This is a genomic window from Dickeya parazeae Ech586, assembly GCF_000025065.1.
GTDB classification, from domain to species: domain Bacteria; phylum Pseudomonadota; class Gammaproteobacteria; order Enterobacterales; family Enterobacteriaceae; genus Dickeya; species Dickeya zeae.
Map to the genome: position 1 here is coordinate 2,979,944 of NC_013592.1, position 18,581 is coordinate 2,998,524.

Annotated in this window: 21 protein-coding genes; 13 read left to right on the forward strand and 8 right to left on the reverse strand. The window is 44.6% G+C overall.

Annotated elements, in window-relative coordinates:
* Positions 1 to 197: 197 nt before the first annotated feature.
* From DD586_RS13055 to DD586_RS13065, 3 genes are all read left to right on the forward strand, one after another.
* A complete protein-coding gene (locus tag DD586_RS13055; protein ID WP_012885299.1) occupies positions 198 to 1,322 on the forward strand; it encodes an alpha/beta hydrolase in 1,125 nt (374 codons plus the stop codon).
* A 105-nt stretch (positions 1,323 to 1,427) separates the two neighbouring features.
* Entirely contained in the window at positions 1,428 to 2,087 is a 660-nt protein-coding gene (locus tag DD586_RS13060; RefSeq protein WP_012885300.1) for a flavodoxin, read from the forward strand.
* A 20-nt stretch (positions 2,088 to 2,107) separates the two neighbouring features.
* Complete coding sequence (locus tag DD586_RS13065; RefSeq protein WP_012885301.1) at positions 2,108 to 2,794, forward strand: DUF4405 domain-containing protein; 687 nt, start codon at positions 2,108 to 2,110, stop codon at positions 2,792 to 2,794.
* A gap of 140 nt (positions 2,795 to 2,934) precedes the next feature.
* Here DD586_RS13065 and DD586_RS13070 read toward each other — a convergent pair whose 3' ends face one another.
* The 5 genes from DD586_RS13070 to DD586_RS13090 form a co-directional block, all read right to left on the reverse strand.
* Positions 2,935 to 3,678, reverse strand: coding sequence for an NAD(P)H-dependent oxidoreductase (locus tag DD586_RS13070; RefSeq protein ID WP_012885302.1), 744 nt, complete (start codon positions 3,676 to 3,678; stop codon positions 2,935 to 2,937).
* A gap of 24 nt (positions 3,679 to 3,702) precedes the next feature.
* Complete coding sequence (locus DD586_RS13075) at positions 3,703 to 4,464, reverse strand: SDR family NAD(P)-dependent oxidoreductase (protein WP_012885303.1); 762 nt, start codon at positions 4,462 to 4,464, stop codon at positions 3,703 to 3,705.
* Positions 4,465 to 4,667: 203 nt separating this feature from the next.
* Positions 4,668 to 5,810 (reverse strand): NADH-dependent flavin oxidoreductase, encoded by a 1,143-nt coding sequence (locus DD586_RS13080; RefSeq protein WP_012885304.1) that lies wholly within the window; start codon positions 5,808 to 5,810, stop codon positions 4,668 to 4,670.
* A 284-nt stretch (positions 5,811 to 6,094) separates the two neighbouring features.
* The gene (locus DD586_RS13085; RefSeq protein ID WP_012885305.1) at positions 6,095 to 6,733 is read right to left on the reverse strand and encodes a flavodoxin family protein; all 639 of its coding nucleotides are present in this window, start codon (positions 6,731 to 6,733) and stop codon (positions 6,095 to 6,097) included.
* A gap of 137 nt (positions 6,734 to 6,870) precedes the next feature.
* Positions 6,871 to 7,884 (reverse strand): zinc-dependent alcohol dehydrogenase family protein, encoded by a 1,014-nt coding sequence (locus DD586_RS13090; protein ID WP_012885306.1) that lies wholly within the window; start codon positions 7,882 to 7,884, stop codon positions 6,871 to 6,873.
* Positions 7,885 to 8,234: 350 nt separating this feature from the next.
* On the opposite strand from DD586_RS13090, the gene DD586_RS13095 reads away from it, so the two are divergent.
* Positions 8,235 to 9,230: an aldo/keto reductase gene (locus DD586_RS13095; RefSeq protein WP_012885307.1), complete on the forward strand. Its 996-nt coding sequence runs from the start codon at positions 8,235 to 8,237 to the stop codon at positions 9,228 to 9,230.
* 126 nt (positions 9,231 to 9,356) lie between these two features.
* On the opposite strand, the gene DD586_RS13100 is transcribed toward DD586_RS13095, so the two are convergent.
* Both DD586_RS13100 and DD586_RS13105 read right to left on the reverse strand, forming a co-directional pair.
* Positions 9,357 to 10,034 (reverse strand): FMN-dependent NADH-azoreductase, encoded by a 678-nt coding sequence (locus tag DD586_RS13100; RefSeq protein WP_012885308.1) that lies wholly within the window; start codon positions 10,032 to 10,034, stop codon positions 9,357 to 9,359.
* A gap of 311 nt (positions 10,035 to 10,345) precedes the next feature.
* Positions 10,346 to 10,939, reverse strand: coding sequence for an NAD(P)H-dependent oxidoreductase (locus DD586_RS13105; RefSeq protein WP_012885309.1), 594 nt, complete (start codon positions 10,937 to 10,939; stop codon positions 10,346 to 10,348).
* A 218-nt stretch (positions 10,940 to 11,157) separates the two neighbouring features.
* On the opposite strand from DD586_RS13105, the gene DD586_RS13110 reads away from it, so the two are divergent.
* From DD586_RS13110 to DD586_RS21460, 5 genes are all read left to right on the forward strand, one after another.
* Positions 11,158 to 12,060 (forward strand): AraC family transcriptional regulator, encoded by a 903-nt coding sequence (locus DD586_RS13110; protein WP_012885310.1) that lies wholly within the window; start codon positions 11,158 to 11,160, stop codon positions 12,058 to 12,060.
* A gap of 678 nt (positions 12,061 to 12,738) precedes the next feature.
* Positions 12,739 to 13,653: a hypothetical protein gene (locus DD586_RS13115; protein ID WP_012885311.1), complete on the forward strand. Its 915-nt coding sequence runs from the start codon at positions 12,739 to 12,741 to the stop codon at positions 13,651 to 13,653.
* 152 nt (positions 13,654 to 13,805) lie between these two features.
* Entirely contained in the window at positions 13,806 to 14,000 is a 195-nt protein-coding gene (locus DD586_RS13120; RefSeq protein ID WP_012885312.1) for an AlpA family transcriptional regulator, read from the forward strand.
* A 14-nt stretch (positions 14,001 to 14,014) separates the two neighbouring features.
* Entirely contained in the window at positions 14,015 to 14,599 is a 585-nt protein-coding gene (locus DD586_RS13125; protein WP_012885313.1) for a DUF2857 domain-containing protein, read from the forward strand.
* A complete protein-coding gene (locus DD586_RS21460; RefSeq protein WP_012885314.1) occupies positions 14,589 to 14,792 on the forward strand; it encodes a TraR/DksA family transcriptional regulator in 204 nt (67 codons plus the stop codon). Before DD586_RS13125 ends, DD586_RS21460 begins: the two co-directional genes overlap by 11 nt.
* Before the next feature lie 175 nt (positions 14,793 to 14,967).
* Here DD586_RS21460 and DD586_RS13135 read toward each other — a convergent pair whose 3' ends face one another.
* A complete protein-coding gene (locus DD586_RS13135; protein ID WP_012885315.1) occupies positions 14,968 to 15,819 on the reverse strand; it encodes a LysR family transcriptional regulator in 852 nt (283 codons plus the stop codon).
* A 99-nt stretch (positions 15,820 to 15,918) separates the two neighbouring features.
* Between DD586_RS13135 and DD586_RS13140 the strand changes: the two genes are divergently transcribed.
* The 4 genes from DD586_RS13140 (at position 15,919) to DD586_RS13155 (ending at position 18,576) form a co-directional block, all read left to right on the forward strand.
* Positions 15,919 to 16,782, forward strand: a complete 864-nt coding sequence (locus DD586_RS13140; protein WP_012885316.1) for a DMT family transporter — start codon at positions 15,919 to 15,921, stop codon at positions 16,780 to 16,782.
* Positions 16,783 to 17,265: 483 nt separating this feature from the next.
* Positions 17,266 to 17,499, forward strand: a complete 234-nt coding sequence (locus DD586_RS13145) for a hypothetical protein (RefSeq protein ID WP_012885317.1) — start codon at positions 17,266 to 17,268, stop codon at positions 17,497 to 17,499.
* A gap of 76 nt (positions 17,500 to 17,575) precedes the next feature.
* Positions 17,576 to 18,283 (forward strand): lytic transglycosylase domain-containing protein, encoded by a 708-nt coding sequence (locus DD586_RS13150; RefSeq protein WP_012885318.1) that lies wholly within the window; start codon positions 17,576 to 17,578, stop codon positions 18,281 to 18,283.
* A complete protein-coding gene (locus tag DD586_RS13155; protein ID WP_012885319.1) occupies positions 18,283 to 18,576 on the forward strand; it encodes a TrbC/VirB2 family protein in 294 nt (97 codons plus the stop codon). Before DD586_RS13150 ends, DD586_RS13155 begins: the two co-directional genes overlap by 1 nt.
* The last annotated feature ends 5 nt before the right edge of the window (positions 18,577 to 18,581 follow it).

Below are 18,581 nucleotides of genomic sequence, written 5' to 3' on the forward strand. Positions count from 1 at the left end.
AGAAAAAATATTATTTTTTTATAAAATCGCTTATCAGTATAAATTCTGACAGCTATGTCAGCCAAATGTCAGCATCTCGACCCTATCAATGGATTACCATTAATTCATGGGGGGCGCATTCATCGCTCTTCTACCGAATACAGTTACCAAGGTAATAATGCGATCAAATTTACGAATATTGTACAACGGAGTTTACTATGAACGATAAAGCATTTAACGAGCAAAGACGTAAGTTTCTGGGTACATCCGCGCTGGTAGTCTCTGGCGTTGCAATGGGGGGAAGCATGTTGATGCCTTCTTTAGCCTCAGCTGCATCCGCAAAATCTACGGCCTCAGCTTCCCCACGTGCGACAGTAACAGTGCCTACCGTGATTGGATACGCCAACGAGAAAGGTCTTACCATCGATCGTGTTACTTATTCCAACAGAAATACACAGACAAATATCGTTGCGAATCTATTCAAACCTGCTGATTTTGATAAGAATAAAAGATACGCAGCCATTGTTGTTACTCACCCGATCGGCGGAGTAAAAGAACAAACTGCCGGCCTTTATGCCCAAAAATTGGCCGAACAGGGCTTTGTCACACTCGCGTACGATGCTTCCTATCAGGGAGAGAGCGGTGGTGAACCCTATCTGATGGAATTACCATCCGCCCGTGTGGACGACATCAGTTGTTCCATCGATTTTCTCAGCACCCTTCCCTATGTTGATGCAGATCGTATCGGTTCACTCGGTATATGCGGCGGCGGCGGATATGTATTAAACGCGGCTCAGACTGAACAACGCGTCAAAGCAGTTGCTACTGTCAGCGCCGCTGACATTGGCGATCTACGGCGAAACGGTCTTGCAAATTCCCGCACCTACGAGCAACGCATGAAACTTCTGAAAGAAGCCTCAGAGCAAAGAACTCGCGAAGCACGGGGAGAACCTATCCGCCTTACCGCAGCAGTGCCGGAATCAACAAAAGATTTCACTGACAGCACACCTGTTATGTACAAAGAGGGCTATGAATACTACCGTACAGCGCGGGCCCAACACCCGAATGCGCCAGCTCGTTCCGTGTTCTCAAGCCTTCCCGCCCAGATGGCATATTACGCATTTGAACAACTTGAAACGATTTCACCACGCCCCGCGCTGATGATCGCTGGTGACAAAGCAGATAGCCTGTATTTTAGCGAGCTTGCTTATCAGAAAACGCAGGAACCTAAGGAACTCTTCCTCGTTCCGGGGGCAAGCCATATTGATATGTATGATAAACCACAATACGTTACACCAGCTGTCACAAAGTTGACGGCCTTTTACCAAAAATATTTAGCGTAAATTGAACATTGCCACACCAGGAAAAAACCGCCCACTGTCTACACTCCAGTGGGCGCAGCACATAAGTATCAACGCAAATTCCATGCATACTATGAGGATTACTGTATGAGAAATTCCACTTTGCGACTCATTACCGTACGGTTATTTATTTTTCTGGCAATGTGCGTCAGCAGTTTAACGGCTATCGCCGCCCCACAGAGTCAGGAAGGAAAGCGTATTTTAGTAGTCTATTTTTCTCAGCCTGAAGATGTCAAGTTAGAAGGCGTTGATGGCGTGTCTGGGGCTAGCGTATTACAGAAAAATAACGAGAAACTCGGTAGCACGCAATATATTGCTCAGCTCATTCAAAAGCAAACTGGCGGAGACCTATTTCGTATCGAAACAGTGAATCCTTACCCTTTGCAGCATGACCCTTTATTACAATATGCTGAAAAAGAACAAAAAGAAAATGCACGTCCAGCAATGAAAGCAAAGATTGAAAATCTTAATAATTATGACACGGTATTTATTGGTTACCCCATTTGGTGGTACAAAATGCCGATGGTGTTATACAGCTTCTTAGAACAACACGACCTACGTGGAAAAACCATCATTCCCTTTACAACGCATGGCGGTAGCCGTTTCTCAGACTCACTTAGTGAAATTGCACGCCTTCAACCGAATGCCAAACTCATTACTCAAGGACTCACGATTTCAAGAAACGATGTGACGGATGATGAGACAGTAACAGACGTTACCAATTGGCTGGATAAGTTGCCTCAATAACAGAAATCGCAGGGTAGTAAATGAAAGCAAAATATAAATTCCAGGTCATTCAAGATACGGTGATGCTGTTAATTTTGTTATCACTGATGGGGTTTCATTTATGGGGTGAAAATATACATGAATGGCTTGGTGTTATTTTTTTCTTTATTATTTTATTGCATAACGGTTTAAATAGCCATTGGTTCCAAAAACTCTTTCAAGGGGAATATTCGGCACTCCGTTTCCTACAAGTATCGGTGAATATTCTCTTAATGTTGATTTTACTTTCCGCAATACTGAGTGGAATAATGCTATCACGGCATGTCTTACCTGACTTGCCGATCCATAGCACATCAGATCTTGTCAGGAAAATACACATGACCAGTGTACATTGGGGGCAGGTTATTATTGCCCTGCATTTAGGTTTGCATTGGAAAATGTTAGCTAATTTTTTCTGCAAGATATGGAGTATTTCACCTATTTCATTATTCGCCACAAAAATAATGCCACTTATTTTTATTGTGATATCAATATACGGCCTTTATACCTTTATTTATCGAGACATGTTGCCATATTTATTGATTCAGGTGGATTTTGCCTTCTTCAACTTTGAAGAGTCGAAAGCAATATTTTATTGGGATTTTTTTGCTGTCATCATTTTTTTCTCTTACCTGACAAGATATTTATTATGGCTATTTTTGTTTAGAGAAAAGCCTACAGGAGGATAATAATGGAAGGATATACCTTCTTGGAATATGTTACACAACAGTATTAAATCGCGAAAAAAAAGATATAATATCAAGTCACTGATTTTGTCAGTGACTTGATTTTTTACTCTAAAAAAACAGGCTTATTTTGACACATAAAACTACAAGGTCGCCAACTGCTTTTTCAATTGTTCCATATCACGGCTAACTTGCGGAGCTCTCATTACATCATAAGAGCCGAATATAGGCAGAATTTCAAAACCGCAAAATTTATAAACGGATGTGGTCGCAGAAAATAGATCCTCGAGAGAGCGCCCTGCATGCAACTTTTGATTCTTGTCGTTAAATGCTTCTTTTGGCGAATTCATTGTCAAGGATAACAGGAATTTTTTACCCTGCAATTTCCCACCGCTACCGTACTGCCTACTCGGATCATCTGATGTCCGCCCATCCCCCGATATAAAACTTTGCTGTATCATACCTGCGGTGAACACTTCATCGACATACTTTTTATAGATCCAAGGCGCTCCGAACCAGAACATCGGTGACTGAGTAATAACAATATCTGCCCAAAGATGCTTTTGCACTTCCTCATCAATATTGTAACCCTGCTCGATATAAGTTTCCCGTACCTCGTACCCCTTGTTCTTCATCTCATCCTTGATCAAGGCCGTGAACGTATTATTAAGCTTTCCCTCGCTAATACCGGGATATTTTTGATGTGCGTTGATCACAAGAACATTCTGTTTCGTGCTTTGTGGGGCAGCAACGGCACTATCTACAAAGCCAAGTAACAGTGCCGCCGCAGTTACAATGAGCCCCATATTAATGAATGTGCGGCGCTCATATCCCGCGATATTACCCACATCCTTATCTTCATCATCTTTGAACGGTGGATTACTCATTTGGATAGTTCCTATAAGAAAGAGTTAGGCTTGATCGGTAGGCATGATCCACAGCTCACTGACAGATGTATGGCGTGGTCGTGTAACCATATAAGCGACGCCTTCGGCTATATCTTCCGATTGCAGAACCTCGGTAGTCTTATAGAACGTATCGATGCTTTCGCGCATCGGCCCACTATTGTGCGAGCCTAATTCTGTATCGACACCGCCTGGTTCAAGCACACCAACTCGAACATGTTTTTTGGTGATCTCTTGGCGCAACGACTCGGTGAACCCGTTAACACCGAACTTTGTCATGTTGTAAACACCGTAATTCGCCCATGCTACACGGCCAGCAATTGAGGAGATATTTACAATATCGGCAACGCGGCGGAGGCCGTTCTCCGCAGCTTCTAACAAATGAGGCAAAGCCGCATGCGTCATATAGAGCAAACCCTTCTGGTTAATGGCGATCATACGCTCCCATTCATCAGGATCTGCACCAACAATAGGGCCGAGCAACATCAGCCCTGCATTGTTGACCAAAATATCCAGATGTCCAAATCGATCGATCACCTGTTGGACCGCCGCTTCTGCTTGTCCACGGTCAGTTATATCTGCAGGAATGGCAAATGCAGTCCCACCAACCTCTTCAATCTGTCTAACAAGCGCTTCCAACCTTTCTTGTCGGCGGGCAACCAGTGCAACTGATGCTCCCTGTGCAGCAAGAACCAAAGCAGTGGCATGACCGATTCCACTACTCGCCCCCGTCACAAGGGCGACGGTACCGTTAAGTGTTGATGTCATGAATATATCCTCAGTGAATTATGAAACAGAGCGTTAAACATCACCATGCGAAAGCGATGAAGATAGCTTGCGGTGAACATCAGCCTGATCGAGAAGCATCTGGGCCTTATTCTCAAAAGCCTGTACAGCATCAGCGCCAGCCGCAAAGCGAATGGGAGTGTCGATATTTAATTAATCGATCGTGCATCTATTGCCTAAATATTCTACTTTGCGTTTTTAATGTCGAACCAACCAGGAGTAGCGTCAATCACGTCCCACAACTTACTCGGGATATCGCTGTACGCGATTTTTGACTGGTCTAAAGCGATGTCTATTTCTTCAGAATGTCCCTTTTCTGCCAGCTCTATCCAATCGGGATTAACGACAAGAGTTTTGCCGATCGCCACAAGTGGCAAGCCAAGCTCAAGGGCCTCAGCAGCGTGATTGGGGGTTTTAATCTGCCCAGCGGCAATGACAGGGGCACGTCCATTGATGCGCTCGAGAAGTAGCATCGCTATCGTTTTGTCTTCAGCACTATCTATAGGCAAGGTTTCAAGGATATTTGTGAGTGAAACGTGAATATAGCCAATACCGTGGTTAATTAGCTCATCGATAAGTACATAGGTATCGTCAATTCTCAGTCCCTCCCTATCCGGTTCTTCCGGTGAAAGCCTGTAGCCAAGAATAAACGGTCTAGTAGCATAAGTCTTGATGGCACGTTTTACTTCCTGCACCACGGCCAGCGGGAAACGCAGGCGATTCTCAAGCGATCCGCCCCATTCATCCGTCCGGCGGTTAAATTTTGGTGAAAAGAAATTCTGAATCAGAAAACTATGAGCACCATGCAGTTCAACACCATCAAAACCGGCTTCGATGGCACGACGAGTGGCATCGCCAAAGGCCCTGATGGTCTCTTTGATCTCATCGTGCGTAAGTTGACGCGGCGTAAGCGCCGGCACGCCGAAAGGCCCAGCCTCAGTATTGACCGCGCTAGCACTGACAACATCACCGTTAGGTATCAACTCAGGTATAGCTTTGTTTCCCGCATGAAATAATTGCAAAATCATGGGCGCTCCACCGCTCTTCCCCGCGTCAGCCAACCGCTTCAAACTCGGAATAAAACGATCGTCGTAAGAAGCAAATTCATTGGTGAAACCAATACCGTTTTCCTGAACGTGAGTACAGCCGGTAATGACAAGGCCAACTCCATTTACCCTGCGACGATAGTATGTAATCTCTTCATCAGAGATGCTTCCATCGGTATTACCGGCCCACGTTGTCATGGGAGCCATCACCATACGGTTACGTAGAGTAATTCCGTTGGGGAAAACGAAGGGTTCAAATATTTTATGGAAGTTATTATTCATCGGATTACCTGTTAAAAATAGATTATTCTCGGTCCTATAATCCCACCAATTCATTTCCTCGAATGACTGTACACTGATATCATTCGTGATCATCGCCTTATTTTAAATACCACCTGATATCTGCACAGATGATAATATTTTCGCATCATATAAGTACGATAAAATACGCTGTAAAAAACCGATTATTTCCTAAATTAATAAGTCCATTCATGAAAATAGTAAATGCAGCGTAACGTTTTATAACTTAAAAAAGGGATGTTCATCCGCAGAGAGGAAGCGAATAATTACAGTGATGTGGCATGCTGGTATTCACGTATCTGATCTCTGACGTCCTCAATCAATTCTTCACGACTCTTCTGCCAATAAATACGTCCGCGACGCAGGAAGATATGGTGCACGAGATGACCGCCGTGAGCCGCCACCCGCGCCGCAAAAGCATCCGTCTCTTCTTGTTTGAATCGGCTATTACCCGTGGTAACAAGCACAACTTGTTTTCCCGTAAGATCTGTCTGCTCAACATAAGCCCAGAGAGGTGTTGCAGGGCGGAACATCCAGGTCGGTGCAACCAGAAAAATTCGCTTAACTGGCGCTAACCCGATAGATTCCACAACGATTTTGGGGAGAATTTCCTTACTTGCATCCGATACAGCATTTCTTTGCCCTGCCATATCGAGAGTATATTCAGCATATATACGAGCAATCGGGGCATTAAATGTCTGGGCAATTTCACGCGCCACAGCCTCAGAATGCCCTGAACGAGAATAGTAGACGACTGCAACGGCACGATTTGATTCCCCAGCAGGCGCATAAACAGGGCTTGGAACATAAGTCCGATCCTTTACGACCATAACGATAAAAGGGATACTCCCAACAACCAAGGCCAACACCGCTGCATAAACAAACATGCTTTTCTTCCAGCTCACCTTGCTTACCTCTATATAGGCACAGACTAACGGGTTAATCTGCGAAACTGATAGGTGATAAACCGATTTGCAACAACCAGTACACAGCAGCGTGAACGATCAGTGGAATAGTTTTGCCGCTCTACGTCGGTCTGCTTCTAAGAACATCTTATGACGACTTTTCCGAAATGTGCTCTGCTGTCAAGATGAACAAAAGCCTTCTTAGCTTCCTCAAAATCAAAAATGCGGTCGATAACTGGTTTAATACCGGCCATCTCGATCACACGCACGAGATCCTTAAATGCTTCACGGCTACCAACTGAAATATGCCGTAATGTCGCACCGCTCATAAACATATTGATGTAGTCTACGCCCGCGCCCCCAGAACTCACGAAACCAACAAGGGCTATTTCGCCGCCGGGACGGATTGCACGTAGACTTTCCGCTATTGTGCCTGGCCCACCCACTTCCACAATACGATCCACACCTTGCCCGTTAAACAAATCCCGCACACGATCTCCCCAGCGCGGTTCTTCACGGTAGTTAATAACCTGATCGGCTCCAAGCTCACGTAAACGTTTAGCTTTCTCCGTACTGGATGTCGTCGCAATAACAGAAGCGCCAGCAGCCTTAGCAAGCTGAAGCGCAAAGATAGAGACACCACCTGTTCCTTGAATCAAGACTGTATCACCACAGCGAATAGGAGAACCGTCGGTAAGTGCGCTCCATGCTGTTAATGCAGCACAAGGCAATGTAGCAGCCTCTTCATAGGAAAGATTATTTGGTATACGAACGAGTGATTCCTGGTTGACGACTTTCTGCTCAACCAGCCAACCATCAGACACACTGCCATAACCATAATGGAAGAGATTAGTCGGCATATGCCCTGCGAACCAACGAGGGTGGAACGTCCCCATTACCCGATCTCCGACGTTAAAATAATCAACCCCCTCCCCAATGGCAATAACTTCACCGGCTCCATCGCTTGTTGGGATCAATCCCTTTAAATGAGGAGCGGGATACTGACCGCGAAGGATTGCGATATCTCTAAAATTCAGTGATACAGCATGAATGCGAACTAATACCTCACCTTGTTGTGGTTGTGGGATGCTCTCCTGTTGTACATGCAGGTCATCAATACTTGTGAAATTATCTAAACGATATGCTTTCATGTAATGTTTCTCACCCTCATCCTTAAATACATAACCATACGTGGACCACACCAAAAATTATTGCCTAATATGTCACATTAATTGCCTAATCCAATCATTACTGTGATAAGGGATTTGAGAATGCTTTTTATTTTTCAGTTCGCAACTACAATGATGCCAGCGATAGCAAAGATTAAGAGAGATATTAATTTTAATAAATCGGATTTATAAATAGGATTTATAACAGAATGCAATATTCTCTATCTAGTTTTACCTTTCAAATTGAGCCAAGATGATACACATCGATTATCTACGAATAACATGATTGGTTTAACGTAAAAACTACCCGCGACATAGTAAAATGGTGAAAAATGAAAAAACGTTTATTGGGCAAAAATGGGCTGGAAGTGTCTACCTTAGGGCTAGGCTGCATGGGGTTAAACCATGCTTACGGAACAGCAATAGATAAGCAACAGGCCATCAGCCTCATCCGAAGTGCATTCGATCAAGGTGTCACCTTCTTCGATACGGCGGAGGTTTATGGACCATTCACTAATGAGGTGCTCGTCGGTGAAGCGCTTGCGCCAATCCGTGACAGCGTCGTAATTGCAACCAAATTCGGTTTCGATATTGATCAAGATACGGGCTATCGCCACGGTACACTAAACAGCCGCCCCGAACACATCAGGCTCGTTGTTGAAGCATCTTTAAAGCGACTGAAAACCGATAGCATTGATCTACTTTATCAGCATCGCGTTGATCCAAACGTACCGATAGAAGATGTCGCTGGCACAGTTAAAGATCTGGTTATTGAAGGAAAGGTCAAACATTTTGGCCTTTCTGAACCCGGGGTCCGAACAATCCGTCGCGCCCATGCTGTCTATCCTGTAGCTGCGGTTCAGAGTGAGTATTCACTGTTTTATCGGGGTGTTGAAAATGAAATATTACCAGTCCTTGAAGAACTCGGCATTGGTTTCGTTCCTTTCAGTCCATTGGGCGCAGGTTTTCTCACAGGAAAGATCGATGAGAATACGGCATTTGAAAACTCAGATTTTCGCGTTGCGGTTCCTCGTTTTTCATCTGAAGCCCGCAAAGCTAACGCCACTCTAGTGGACGTTTTAAAAACGCTTTCACAGCGTAAAGGGATAACGCCAGCCCAATTATCGCTAGCTTGGTTGCTTGCTCAAAAACCATGGATTGTTCCTATACCCGGCACTACAAAGCCACATAGGCTGGAAGAAAATCTGGGCTCGGTCAACGTTGAACTTTCTGCTGAAAACAAGATCGAAATCGATGAAGCATTATCAACAATATCAGTTGTCGGAGAACGTCTGCCAGAAAGTGGAATGAAAATGGTAGGTCTGTAAAGTCGCGGTACCTTCAAAATATAGTAAAACAATTTGGCCGCAACAGATTTTGCGGCCAAATTGTTTGTATCATGCTGAAAATACGTTTATCTCCATGCTCTCGGCGAAGAGATAATTTCAGTCCCTTCATACCCCGCGTGCCGCCAATAGGTTATTCGCCAGATCAGCAGTGCGCGACAGGGCACTCTGTAGGGAATGGGATAAAGCGTCTCCCCCCTCAGATTGATGTTCAACAGCAATGCAATGGATCTCATTGATGCCAATAAAACCCAGAGCTGTCTTTATCGCAGGGTCAAGATGATTCATATGTGCATATTCTCCCCCCGGATCCATTCCATGATCACCGCGTGAAGATAAAAGTACAACCGGTAGTGGCCGTTCAGAAAAGGCACCAGTGAAAGGATGTCCAGGAACATCGGGAGTATAAAACAGTGTCCGCCCCAACCGAACAATGTTATCTATCCACGCTTTCAGGCTAGATGGCATACCAAAATTGTACATAGGAACCCCCAGAACCAACACATCGGCCCAGAGTAATTCATCGACGAGTTCATTACTTTTTCCCAATACGCGATCGACTTCTACCGGCTCAAGACCCGAACCGAATCCAGCCTCAATCCAGGAATGGTTTATATGATCGGGTGGTTGCAGCCCCACATCACGATAACGAACGGCAGCATCAGGCTGACGTGATAACCAATACTTTACGAAATCGTGGGTCAAGCGGCGGCTGTAAGAACCATGTAAATCAATTCCGCCTAAACCCGGGCGCGCACTGGCATCAATATGCAGAATTTTTGTCATCTTTTTATCCTTTTCGATAACATTAAATATTTAGCAGGAATTCTGCTATCAGAGTATATTGAGTCAATTAATTTCTATTTATCAATAAATAATGGGTTACTGTAAGAATTGGCACAAAAGATTACTGACTAAAGAGATATTAATATTATCTCCTCGATTAACACTGCTTAATCACGAGGAGACGACATTATAGATTAAAACCAGATATATCCATTTATTTAAAATAGCTATTAATAAATTTAAGAATTGTACCGTCTAGGTTTTTTAGCTCTTTTAAAACATAACGGATGGTAATCAACCAGATATCTATTTTAGGAAAAAACATATGCCAAATGTTCTTTCAGTCTTTCGATATCTTTCTCGATCTCAGGAGCTTTCATTACATCAAAACACGAAAATGACGGCACTGGTTCGACACCGCAAAACTTGTAATTGACCGTATTGTAAGCGAACACATCATCCACCGATTTTCCGGAAAATAAGATCTGTTCTTTGTCATCAAAGGCCTCTTTCGGGGCATTCCACGTCAGCGAAAGCATGTACTGTTTACCTTGCATTTTCCCCCCCGAACCATATTGCCGACTTGGATCTTGCCGCGTTCTGCCATCATCCACCAGGAAACACTGTTGCATAAGACCAGCAGTAAAGACTTCATCGACATACTTTTTATAAATCCAAGGTGTGCTGAACCAGTACACGGGAGATTGGGTGATAATAATGTCAGCCCAAAGATGTTTTTCAACCTCTTCATTAATATCATAGCCTCGTTCTATATCGGTGAGTTTCACCGTGTAACCGCGCTTTTCCATTGCCTCTTGAATCACGCTAATTAACGCCTTGTTTAAACTCCCTGACGAAATGCCTTCATAGAACTGATGTGCGTTGATGATCAATACGTTCTTCATAATGTTTCCTGCGTTTGATTGCCTTAAGAGACGTGCGAAAGACAGCATTTGTAGGCAGATAGTATGGCTCGGTGAGTGAAACTCACGCTTGCCAGATATGATTGATTTTTTGCCTAATTCGATTAACCGCTATCAATATCGGCAATATATTTACAGAACAATGTTAGACTTTTCATTACTGAACATATCGGAAAATCTCACTAAAAGGGGAGGAGCAGATGCTAGCTCAAAACGGCAGTGAAAGATTGGCACTATTGGTAGCCAAGATGGCAACTATCGATGGTGATTACGAAACAGCAATCCCTGCACTCTCACTTTATCGCAGAAGCGCCGCCACCGCACCCATGCCTTGTATCTACGGGCTGGGGCTAGGCATTACCGTTCAAGGTGGGAAACGGGTAACTCTGGGGGATAAAATCTTCGACTATGGGCCAGGTCAATCCCTTGTCACCTCTGTCGATTTGCCGGTTGTCTCCCATGTTACCAAAGCCAGTACAGATGAGCCCTATCTGGGAATTCGTCTGAATCTGGATGCCCGGCTTATCTCCCAATTAGTGGCCGATATGGATTTTTCCCATACAGCAAAAACGTGTAGCACCAGTGCAATATCGGTAGTTGAACTTGATGAGAGCCTTTTGGAAGCCATCTGTCGGCTTATTCGACTATTGAATGACCATACGTTACTTCCTCACATCGCCCCTTTAATTCAGCAGGAGATAACCGCGCGGTTACTACACGGACAACATGGCCCAACATTGCGACATCTAGTCACACAGGGATCACCCGGGCAGCAAATTGCCAAAGTTCTGTCATGGCTGAAGCTAAATTTCACCCAGGACTTATCGATGGAGGAATTGGCCGCCAAAGCATATATGAGCCCTTCGGCCTTTCGCCAGCACTTCCGATCGCTGACAGATATGAGTCCCTTGCAATATTTAAAGAACTTGCGATTACAGGAAGCTCGACAGTTGATGATGAACGAAAGTCTTGATGCAAGCAGCGCTGCCGTTCGTGTCGGATATGAAAGCGCATCCCAGTTCAGCCGTGAATATACCCGACTGTTTGGCTCACCTCCGCTCCGAGATATGAAAAAATTAAGGAAATATTCCTCAAGCAAATAAAAATGGGGCACCCCAATGTGTAGATAGATATCAGCTACATACTAACTGACCCAAGTCGAGAGATTTTGGTGTTTAGATTATTGTCAGTTCCATCTTAATAGGACTTAGAATTTTAAGCGCCCTTGAGCCAGTAATGGCTCGAAAGCGTGACGTTTATCCTCAGAATACGGATATTTGGTTTTCAGTATCAGCGCATCACTACACTAAACAACATCAGTATATTTCAGATATAGATGTAAAATGATGATATCCAGAATGGCTTCCAAATCTTCACTGACGAGGGTCGCCTGTATTTCCTAACTCCATCATGAACTCAGCCAGCCTAAAAAAATTAAATAAGTTCCAAAAATTCGTTGAACTTGCTAATTTACACCCCTCGATGGAAAGTTAACGAAGGGGATTTTAAAATAATCAACAGCACTGTAGCCAATTTATAAAAACAGGATCACCACGTCTAGATTTATTGTGAAATAGCACATGAGCAGGCAAAAAACTCACTCATGAAATAAAAATCACAAGAAAAAATATAATTAAATAATTTATCGAAAAATACAACTATGACTATCAAAACCGATCACCTATCCGGAAATTTATTGGAGACTAACATATGCCATAAAATACTAAAAAGAGAAAGGATCTTCAGGTAATAGATTGCCGTCATATAAATGGAGATTGATCATGACAATAAAAAATAGAAAAATAAATATCACGAAAAATAATCACAACTGGATTACGATACCAGAGGCAATAGTTATAGCGACGAAGACAAGAAAATCACAATTAACAGAAGCTGACATTTATCGCTATGCTTTATATGGATACATCAACCTTTCTATCTATTTTCAATCTCAAGTAATCTTACGAGAAATAAAGTTTTCAAATGCTAAAGTAAAACTTAAAACTATAGGAAGCAACCTGATTAACCAGCTATGCATTCTAGAAAAAAACTGCTTTATCAATAATAGAAGATTAATCGTCATTACCGGAGGAGAATATATTCACTTCAAGCAAAAAGTAATTGATACCACGCTTGTCGGATATGAATACATACTAATTCAACGTTTATTGGCTAGGTCCCTCGGTATCCCACTACCGGTAGTCGGAGAAAATAATATTAACTATGGCCTTACCGTCAACATTGACGATTGCCATTTTCAAATATTTGAAAAAATCAGATATCGTGAAAGGATAAGACTGCAACTCATGAAACTCCCTAAGAATATTGCATTGCATGTTACTGAAAAAAAACCATACCAAAAAACGAATCAATACAGCCATAGTGAATATTTCCCGATTCATGATTTACCAGAAGATGCTTGTTTTGTCATCAGACAGGCCGAGTTTGACAAATTACTTAGTATACATGCCAAAAACGATATTTCCGAAACATCCTCGACGCGTATATCTACACCATTATCTAGACTGTTTTGGCTTGCCTGTAAAAATAATGAGTCTATAAGACCACTAATAAGACAACCTTATAAACTTCTATCCATCTTTGAACAGTGGGCATCAGCCGAAGGCATGACCGACCGGTTCAGCGGCGATACGTTAAAAACGGCGCTTGAACGCGGTTCTCCTACGTCCATTTAGGGCCCAGTTAAAATGAAACTACATACTTCAATCTAAAAACCCGTATTAAGGATTGTGGTGTCCGTAATGCGGGCTCATCAACTTTCCCTCCTCCCCTATCTGTGTTTTTTTACCCACTCCGGGCATATCCCATTTCTGCACTGGAGGTATTTATGACATCTCATCAGTTATTACGGCTGAAACAAGTGGAAGTAAAAACCGGACTAAAGCGCTCACAAATCTACCTGTACATGAAAGAGGGAACCTTTCCTTCTTCAATAAAGATTGGGCCTGCTAGCGTAGCCTGGCTCGAATCTGAAATTGACGGATGGATTAACCTCAAGTTAGCTAACCGCTTAACGCGTTGAAGGGAGGCGTACCTATGTTCCCCTCACTGAATTATGCAGTATTAACAAATGCCCTTGCCGCCCTCAAGGAAGGCAACTTTCGTTATTGTGAAACGTTAGGATTCACATTCGACGAATTGAATACCCTCAATCAGCTGTCCCTCGACGAACTATTCATCGTCATCCGTGCATCCACACAGTTTATGTCGTTCTCTGTCCATCACGAAACTTTACAACAGATCCTGACGTTTTCACGTGAGGAGGCACACCATCAGCAACAGATTAATCGGGCCATAAAATTGAGAGGGTCTATTGCGCTCCTGAATCACTTTTTCGGCCTCACCTCAAATGAGATCTGTACTCGTCGCCGGTTGCTGGGTGTCACCATCCCTTATGGCCGAACGCCTATCCCTGATGAAACTATCGATGCCGAAATCTGGCTGTCATGGCAAAAGAACCGTCATGAAAACCTTGATACTTCTGAAGCGCTGGAAGCGATGATGCAGGTCACTGAATCATTGTCCTCGCGGGAAAAAGGGCCTTCCCTCACCGCCGTCTGGAACCACATCACCCTTTGTGAGAAAGAAGCACTGAACAGGAGGACATCGCATGCCAGATGAGATAGACCGTGATCAGGAGTTTAATGAGCAGCGTCTGGAGGAAATGATTGAACAGAGTCGTTTCAAACCAGCAACCACGCCCTCATTACATTATTGCCGATTGTGCGGTGAACCCATTTCCGAAAAGCGGAGGGAAACTCTTCCGGGCGTGACAACCTGCACAGAATGCCAAACCATTCTTGAACGTCGCTAATACTGATAATATGAAAATACACGTGCAGAAACGTTATATTATCTGCACGTTTTCATTATTTTAATAAATCATTATGCATATTGTGGAGTGGTAATATGCAAAGTTATTTAGATAAGACCTTACAATCAGCTGCGAGCGAAAAACGGACCATCACCAGCAATCAGTAACATTTTTCTTATCTGAACATATCGATCACTACATCAGTCAGGCGGCTGGCAGGATGGTCATCTAAACAGTGGTGACCTTTGACGATTGCGACATCCAGTACTGGTAATTTTGGCAGTTTCTCGCTATTGATGATTTTCATACCCTCCGGAACACTGCACTGAGTAAGAATGGCTAAAGCAAGCCCACTTTTGGCAACAGCTATCTGGCCTGCAATGTACGGACTGTTGTACATAATTCGGCATCCCTGCGTCACCTGTTCAAGACTGCTTATGATTTTTTTTCTGGCCTCACTACCGAATTCATACATTGCTACAGGCAGCGGGGCATCATCGATCGCGTCCTCGGGAAAATAGCCGACCCATACAAGCGGTTCGTGGGACAGAAAATGACCTCGGTCTGGGACGTCGCGGGTAATGATGGCCACATCCAGCGTCCCGGCATCAATTTTGGGCAACAGCAAAGATGAAGGTTCACATAACAGGTTAAGCTCAACAGCAGGATAATGTTGTGAGAAGAACGTGAGAATCTCAGACAGATATGCGGAGGCGTAATCATCAGGTATGCCAAAGCTGACCTTACCGCAAAGTTCAGAACGCCTTATTGCAGATTTCGTCTGAGAATGAAGAAGAAGTAGTTTTTCTGCATAGCTTAGTAACTCGTACCCGGCAGTTGTTAATGAAAGTTTCTTCGAATCCCGGCTGAATAATCTGACGGCAAGAACATCCTCAAGTTTGCGAATATGCATGCTGATAGCGGACTGAGAGCGACAAAGCTGTTCTGCAGCAACTGTCATTGAGCCCTTTTTAACCACAGTAAGGAAGGTTCGCAACCATTGGATTTCCAAATCTCCATCGTTCATAAATGCCTTACCTATCTGTTTATCGAATGGTTAGTTGCCAAATTATTCGTTTTTTTGCGGAATCATTCAATGTTAATTTGGCACTAGGAGGTAGTACCATTGGAAAAAATTAAATTATCTGCCGGTGTTCATCTTTGCACCATGCTGTTCGGCTTATCGGCTGTTCTCGCTAAACAACTTACTGTTTCTGCATCGTCCATTGTTGCTGGGCGAGCCTTTTTTGCGACCCTCACGCTACTGCTTGTATTGGTTTGTACCAGATCATATACCCTCAATAGTCTGACGCGAAAAGATTGGTTTCATTACCTGATGAATGGTGTACTGCTTGCCTTACACTGGGTGTGTTTTTTCACCGGGGTTGAACGAGGAGGTGTTGCTGTTGGCACACTTGGATTCGCCTGTTTTCCTATCTTTGTTTCAGTATTTGGATGGTGCATTTTCCGTTCATATGTCGGATGGCGTGATGTGCTGGCAATGTTTCTGATTGCAGCCGGACTTATTGTTATTTCTCCGAATATCGTGGTAGGAGGAAGCGACCGCAATGCGCTGCTCTGGGCACTAGCGGCCGGGGCCTCCTATGCCATTATTGTTCTGTATAATAACCATGCGAAAACGAGTGGAACCCCTCTGCAGTCATCCTTTATTCAGTGTATGTTTTGCGCCATAGTGGTAACCCCAATGGGCGCAGGAGGGATTATGCAGGCGGATTTTTCATCCCTTCTTCACATCATCTTTATTGGCGTGGTTTGCACTGGAGTGGCTTACAGCATGCTGACGTATGTTCTACGTTATGTGGATGCAGGAAAAGCTGCGGTTATTATATCTCTTGAACCTGTTTGGGCGATTACGTTCAGTATCGTGTGGTTTGGCACTGCGCCAGATACCAGAACATTACTTGGCGGTAGCGTGATAGTTGTAGCCGTCATTGTAAGTGCACTGCCCCAACGTGGCAGAACCACTTGATTTATCGAACATGTTAATAATATGAGAAACGGCTTTTGGTAACGATCTTTTTCTGAATAAAGCTATTAAGGCCGTTTTCTGATTTCGCCGACTACGGCTTCTTTTCAAAAATCCATTTACCTGTTTACCTGATTAGTTTTGTCCATGACGTACAACAGTTCCTGATCAAATTTAAGTTGAGACAACCCACCCGTACAAATAATTAACACACTATTTATTTTATCTCTCATTCCCATTTTGATTTTAGCATTCCCCTCCTAACACTGATATCGCACGCTAATCGCGTCACCTTCCACTGACGAGCTTGATGGACGTTTATTCGTCCGGGCCGAGTATTGCTCTTTAACAATGTGAGTCGGGCTGTCACACAACCACAATTCAGGGTGCCGCTGAATGTTCTCGCTGACCCGTTAAAACCGGAATGCAGAATCGGGATGTGACCCGTTTATTTCATTCGTTGTCATTCTGATGAGAGGATAATTCATGAGAAAACCCATCTACCACGTATTTGTCACCCAGGAAGTCCCGCCTGATATGCAGGGCGAAAAAAACACCTACTGGACAAGGGTTGGTGTGGCATTTGCCCATAATGGCAAACCCGGCCTGAATATTGTCCTGACACCCGGTATTGCGGTTTCCGGCAAACTGGTCCTGCTTGAGCCACGGGAGGATAGCAATCTTCCACAGAGTGCGGAACCCGGCGAAACGGCGCTTTAACCCTTCTTTATTACTCCTTACTCCGCAGCGTGCCGGGTCGACTGACTGACACACTGCCTTCAATTCCGAGGCCATCATGCTTTCCACCACTGCCTTTCTGGCGGCGGCCATGCAGTGTGCCGCCAGCATTCATCCGTCCACTGCACTCGACGTGGCACGGGTGGAATCCGGTTTTAACCCTTATGCCATCGCCGAAATTATTCCGAAGGCCACTCGCTCCCTCGGAGATAACAATGTTATCTCCCATCAGCCCGCCAGCCGGGAAAAAGCTGAGCATATTATTCGCCGCCTTATGGCACAGGGACGCCGTTACTCTGTGGGGCTGATGCAAATCACCAGCACCAATTTCCATCATTACGGCGTGACGGCCTCTGACCTGCTTGATCCCTGCACCAATTTGTCCGTTTTTGAACGCATTCTCAGCGACTGCTACCAACGTGGCGGTTCCCTGAAAAGGGCGCTGAGCTGCTATTACTCCGGCAATTTCCGTACCGGACAACAACCTGAAGCGGCATTTTCCGGGACCAGCTACGTGCAGCGGATAGGTTATGTTTCGGCATCTCCCCGTTATGCCGTACCGGGCACCCGCGCGGATAAATCCACAACGCCGACTCCCCTCGAAGCCATCCCTGTTGATAAGCCATCCCCTCCCCGTCTGATCTGGCCGGGGACCGTTGTTCGGGGCGTCCCCGCAAAACTCCGTCAGGGGAAAACCGCCATCGCACAAACCTCCGCGCCGTCAGTGCGCCGGAGCCTCTCCCAGTCACCCCGTGAGGAAGAATAATGATACTTTTTCGCAAGCTAAAGACCGCTGTCAGTGCTGTTTCCGCAGGTGTGCTCATGGTTTTTTCTACTACCCCGGCGTTTGCCGATGGTTTCACTCGCGCAAACACCGTGATGGAGAAAGTCTCCACCGGTCTTCATGGTCTGGCGGCCATCACCATCACCGTGGCCGTGATCTGGGTGGGTTACAAGACGCTCTGGAAAGGCGAAAGCCTGTCCCAGTGCGCCTACATCATTATTGGCGGGATCCTGATTGGTGGAGGCAGTGAGATCGGCGCACTGCTGATGAGCTGAGAGGT

Excerpts from the sequence above, each read along its gene's own strand:
- DD586_RS13055 (WP_012885299.1), top strand. The coding sequence starts at position 198 with ATGAACGATAAAGCATTTAACGAGCAAAGACGTAAGTTTCTGGGTACA.
- DD586_RS13125 (WP_012885313.1), top strand. The coding sequence starts at position 14,015 with ATGTTCCCCTCACTGAATTATGCAGTATTAACAAATGCCCTTGCCGCC.
- DD586_RS13120 (WP_012885312.1), top strand. The coding sequence starts at position 13,806 with ATGACATCTCATCAGTTATTACGGCTGAAACAAGTGGAAGTAAAAACC.
- DD586_RS13095 (WP_012885307.1), top strand. The coding sequence starts at position 8,235 with ATGAAAAAACGTTTATTGGGCAAAAATGGGCTGGAAGTGTCTACCTTA.
- DD586_RS13060 (WP_012885300.1), top strand. The coding sequence starts at position 1,428 with ATGAGAAATTCCACTTTGCGACTCATTACCGTACGGTTATTTATTTTT.
- DD586_RS13075 (WP_012885303.1), bottom strand. The coding sequence starts at position 4,464 with ATGACATCAACACTTAACGGTACCGTCGCCCTTGTGACGGGGGCGAGT.
- DD586_RS13115 (WP_012885311.1), top strand. The coding sequence starts at position 12,739 with ATGACAATAAAAAATAGAAAAATAAATATCACGAAAAATAATCACAAC.
- DD586_RS13080 (WP_012885304.1), bottom strand. The coding sequence starts at position 5,810 with ATGAATAATAACTTCCATAAAATATTTGAACCCTTCGTTTTCCCCAAC.
- DD586_RS13155 (WP_012885319.1), top strand. The coding sequence starts at position 18,283 with ATGATACTTTTTCGCAAGCTAAAGACCGCTGTCAGTGCTGTTTCCGCA.
- DD586_RS13150 (WP_012885318.1), top strand. The coding sequence starts at position 17,576 with ATGCTTTCCACCACTGCCTTTCTGGCGGCGGCCATGCAGTGTGCCGCC.
- DD586_RS13065 (WP_012885301.1), top strand. The coding sequence starts at position 2,108 with ATGAAAGCAAAATATAAATTCCAGGTCATTCAAGATACGGTGATGCTG.
- DD586_RS13100 (WP_012885308.1), bottom strand. The coding sequence starts at position 10,034 with ATGACAAAAATTCTGCATATTGATGCCAGTGCGCGCCCGGGTTTAGGC.
- DD586_RS13070 (WP_012885302.1), bottom strand. The coding sequence starts at position 3,678 with ATGAGTAATCCACCGTTCAAAGATGATGAAGATAAGGATGTGGGTAAT.
- DD586_RS13145 (WP_012885317.1), top strand. The coding sequence starts at position 17,266 with ATGAGAAAACCCATCTACCACGTATTTGTCACCCAGGAAGTCCCGCCT.
- DD586_RS21460 (WP_012885314.1), top strand. The coding sequence starts at position 14,589 with ATGCCAGATGAGATAGACCGTGATCAGGAGTTTAATGAGCAGCGTCTG.
- DD586_RS13090 (WP_012885306.1), bottom strand. The coding sequence starts at position 7,884 with ATGAAAGCATATCGTTTAGATAATTTCACAAGTATTGATGACCTGCAT.
- DD586_RS13135 (WP_012885315.1), bottom strand. The coding sequence starts at position 15,819 with ATGAACGATGGAGATTTGGAAATCCAATGGTTGCGAACCTTCCTTACT.
- DD586_RS13105 (WP_012885309.1), bottom strand. The coding sequence starts at position 10,939 with ATGAAGAACGTATTGATCATCAACGCACATCAGTTCTATGAAGGCATT.
- DD586_RS13110 (WP_012885310.1), top strand. The coding sequence starts at position 11,158 with ATGCTAGCTCAAAACGGCAGTGAAAGATTGGCACTATTGGTAGCCAAG.